The following is a 3,509-nucleotide window of genomic DNA, read 5'->3' as shown; positions in this document are numbered from 1 at the left end:
TCATGACAGTGTTCATGGCCGTGGTCATGACTGTGTTCATGGCCGTGGTCATGACTGTGTTTATGGTCGTGGTCATGACTGTGTTTATAGTCGTGGTCATGACTGTGTTTATAGTCGTGGTCATGACTGTGTTTATGGTCGTGGTCATGACTGTGTTTATGGTCGTGGTCATGACTGTGTTTATGGCCGAGGGTCACTGGCGAATTTTTTTTGCGCTTTTTTATACGGTAAGATAGTATAGGTTTAAACATAGGTGCATGCTCCTCCTCTTCATCCCTGAGAGCTTCTACTTCTACCTTTTTACTTACAGTAATTTTTTCTGTAGTATTTTTCGGGTCGAAAAATTGACTATCATCTGAAAGTTGGAGTCGATAATTATTATAATGCATTGGCTTCCTCTATTTAAATGACTATATAGATACTAAAAAAGGCAACGGGAATATGCCTACTTCAGAAAAGGATCTTCAAAATGGATCCAACTATTGTTTTCTAATGAGATAGTTTCTTCAGAGAGTAAAAAACAATCACTTTGTAGTTGCTTCTTAAACTTTGACCCTAAAAAGTGTTATACTATAACACTAGATTGATGAAGATCAAGATATGTTAAGTAATTTTTAGACAGTATGGGGTTTTTGAGTTATTCTCAATGGCTGTTCTCTGATTCTTTTTCCTTGAATCAGAGATTATGATAAAATAGAGTGATCTAACTATTAATAATAAGCGTAAAGACTATTGATGAAACATAATTTGTTGGACAGGGCTTATAAGCATTGCATAAATCATGGTTATCGATTTACCGAACCAAGGGAGCGTGTCCTCAAAATCTTAGCAGATGAAAGAAAGCCTCTCGGGGCCTACGATATATTGCAGAGATTATCCATGGAAGTTGATAATCCCAAGCCACCAACAGTTTATCGTGCTATTCAATTTTGGCATCAAGAAGGCTTTATTCATTGTATTGACAGTCTTAAATCCTATGTCGCTTGTTTGCATGGGCATCATGTAGGACAAGCCCAGTTTCTCATTTGCAATCAGTGCGATTTTGTCAAAGAATTAGAATGCGCTCTTGATTTCACTTCCGTAACCGAATCAGCGAATGCCCTTCAATTTTCAATTATCAATTGTACTGTAGAAATCAAAGGATTGTGTGGTGATTGTAATCTTACTAAGGTAAGAAATTAGATTTTTTTAACAGGTACCATATCGTAATTAATCTATATTAGGGAGAATATATTAATGAACTATCTACATACTATGGTCAGAATAAGCAATTTGGATGAGTCGCTTGATTTTTACTGCAATAAGTTAGGGTTGCTTGAAGTTAAGCGTACAGAAAATGAAAAGGGTCGATTCACCTTGATATTTTTAGCAGCTCCTGACGATCTCAAGAATATTGAATTAACACAAGGACCTATGCTTGAGCTCACATACAATTGGGATCCGCAGCCCTATCATGAAGGACGAAATTTCGGTCATTTAGCCTACGTTGTCGATAATATTTACGAAACCTGCCAACGATTAAACGATGAGGGTATTGTGATTAATCGGCCGCCTCGCGATGGTTACATGGCCTTTATTCGTTCGCCTGATAGTATTTCTATTGAATTATTGCAAAAGGGGAAGGCGTTACCAATACAGGAGCCATGGTCCTCTTTGCCAAACATCGGACATTGGTAATAGGGTAAAACATAAGGTATCGGCCTGTTGTTTATTCGTTCCAACAGGCGGGAGGCTTTCAGAGTAGCCACTAATAATGTTTCGATAATATAGTTTTCAAAAGCTCATCTTTCTTATATTTAAAGTTAAGAAAAATTTATTAACGATCAATAAGATAAAATTTACCGACTATTAATCAGAAACGATTATACCGAGCTTTTGGTATCAGCAAAATCTAATTTATTATTTTATGGTGCTTTTAAACATTAAACTTAAAGAGTCTCAATCAGCTTTTTGCTGAGTTAATTTCATCGGGATGTATATTCAAGATCGCGGGCATTCTTAGAATGAAAAATAGATTTTGAGCTTTGGTTAAAAATGGCGATTAGCTGCCCCTAAGGTGTGATTTTACTTAAGCAATTGTTTTGACGCTATATTTCCTTTTTGACTTTAAACGAGTCACAATTTTCACTACTTCATAAAATCTTAATAAATACGATATATAATATTACTAATAGTTGAAAATTTATCACCGAAAAAAGATAGGTAATTATGAAAATATTATTCTATACACGACTTGAAGGCAATACGGGTGGGGATGAGACTTTTTTACATACCTTGAAGTTCTATTTGCTTAAAAATTTAACATCTGGAACTGAGGTTAATTTATGCCTCAGTTATGATTTGGTATCTGAAGCTCGAGCTGTCAGGATTACAAGAGAATGGCAAGATACTTTGGCTGATAAAAATTTAACTGGACAGGTTTTTTTATTTTTGACTGGGGAGCGTAGTCTTGAAAAAAGTGTTTCCCCTGTCAAATACAGATATATTGATTTGGGCACAAACAGCATTGAAAAAAAACGAACAGATACACTGGATGAATCTGTGACTTGGTATATAAAATCTCAGGGGCAGTATTTTGTGCGCCCCAAGAAGAATGAAATTATTCCCTTGCAAGTCCAAGACAATGGTGATGTAAGTGAGATCGATTTAAAAGAAAAAAAATGTTATGTTGCTTTGGAAAAAGCAGAACAGAGTACAATGTATCCTTTGTTTGTTCTAAAAGATTTAAAAGATATAAAAGAGTTAGAAGATATAAAAAATTTAAACCATTTAAAAGAGAAAAAGATAGATTTAAACAAGATAGATTTAAAAGATAAGGCAATATTTTACTATGCAGATGACGACTCATCAGCTAAAAAATTTCCTCTAGCAAGTTTATCTAAGAGTCTTCTTCAATTGAAATTTCGGATAGATAAGTCCGGTGGAAAAGCAGTACTGTTATCTGAAGGTGAGCTTCAAACGATAACATCCCTCGCAACTTATATTCCCGAAGATCTCCTTATAACTGAGTCAGAATATCAGACAATAAAGCAAAACTTAAAGACACCCCTTCCTTTGGAAACAGAAAGAACTCATTGGATTAATTTTAAGCAATCCATAACCTCCTTGGATTTATTTGTAATGGCTGGCTGGGCTCATTTACAAAGTCCTGTCACCGCAAAATACCTAAAAGAGGAGCTAAAGCTTCCGCTTAATTGTAAAATATTAGTGAGTAGTGTGCCAGGGATGAGCATCAATGTCTTTGGCTTTGTAACAGGGCTAAAAGAGGAGCCGAGCTATAAAAACCTATATGTTATGCAACCTGGAATTGGTACCAAGGGCGGTTTTCCTCTACTACCTTCTTTAACAAAAGAGAGTATTGAACGCCAGCAAGTTAGAGATGCATGGTTGAGGTATGTTTCGATGCTGGAAGTTGCCAATCAAGAGGTTGCCAATCAAGAGGTTGCCAATCAAGAGGTTGCCAATCAAGAGGTTGCCAATCAAGAGGTTGCCAATCAAGAGGTTGCCAA

General features: G+C 36.0%; 4 protein-coding genes. All 4 read left to right on the top strand.

The window, feature by feature from the left end; all coding sequences use genetic code 11:
- A partial coding sequence (locus LDG_RS03980) for a hypothetical protein (protein ID WP_199484647.1) occupies positions 1 to 241 on the top strand: 241 nt, incomplete at its 5' end.
- A 494-nt stretch (positions 242 to 735) separates the two neighbouring features.
- Positions 736 to 1,182 carry a Fur family transcriptional regulator gene (locus tag LDG_RS03975; RefSeq protein ID WP_040534438.1) on the top strand — a complete coding sequence of 149 codons (447 nt, stop codon included), beginning with the start codon at positions 736 to 738 and terminating at the stop codon, positions 1,180 to 1,182.
- Between the two features lie 54 nt (positions 1,183 to 1,236).
- Entirely contained in the window at positions 1,237 to 1,677 is a 441-nt protein-coding gene (locus LDG_RS03970) for a VOC family protein (protein WP_040534437.1), read from the top strand.
- A gap of 531 nt (positions 1,678 to 2,208) precedes the next feature.
- Positions 2,209 to 3,509: hypothetical protein (locus LDG_RS19535; RefSeq protein WP_040534435.1), on the top strand; the 1,301-nt coding region annotated here is incomplete at its 3' end.

The organism is Legionella drancourtii LLAP12 (assembly GCF_000162755.2).
In the GTDB taxonomy this organism is placed as follows: domain Bacteria; phylum Pseudomonadota; class Gammaproteobacteria; order Legionellales; family Legionellaceae; genus Legionella; species Legionella drancourtii.
The sequence above is the reverse complement of the archived record's forward strand: the minus strand, read 5'-3'. Positions and strand labels throughout refer to the sequence as shown.

Bases quoted from the DNA above. Each gene is read 5' to 3' on its own strand.
- LDG_RS03975 (WP_040534438.1), top strand. From the start codon at position 736: ATGAAACATAATTTGTTGGACAGGGCTTATAAGCATTGCATAAATCAT.
- LDG_RS03970 (WP_040534437.1), top strand. From the start codon at position 1,237: ATGAACTATCTACATACTATGGTCAGAATAAGCAATTTGGATGAGTCG.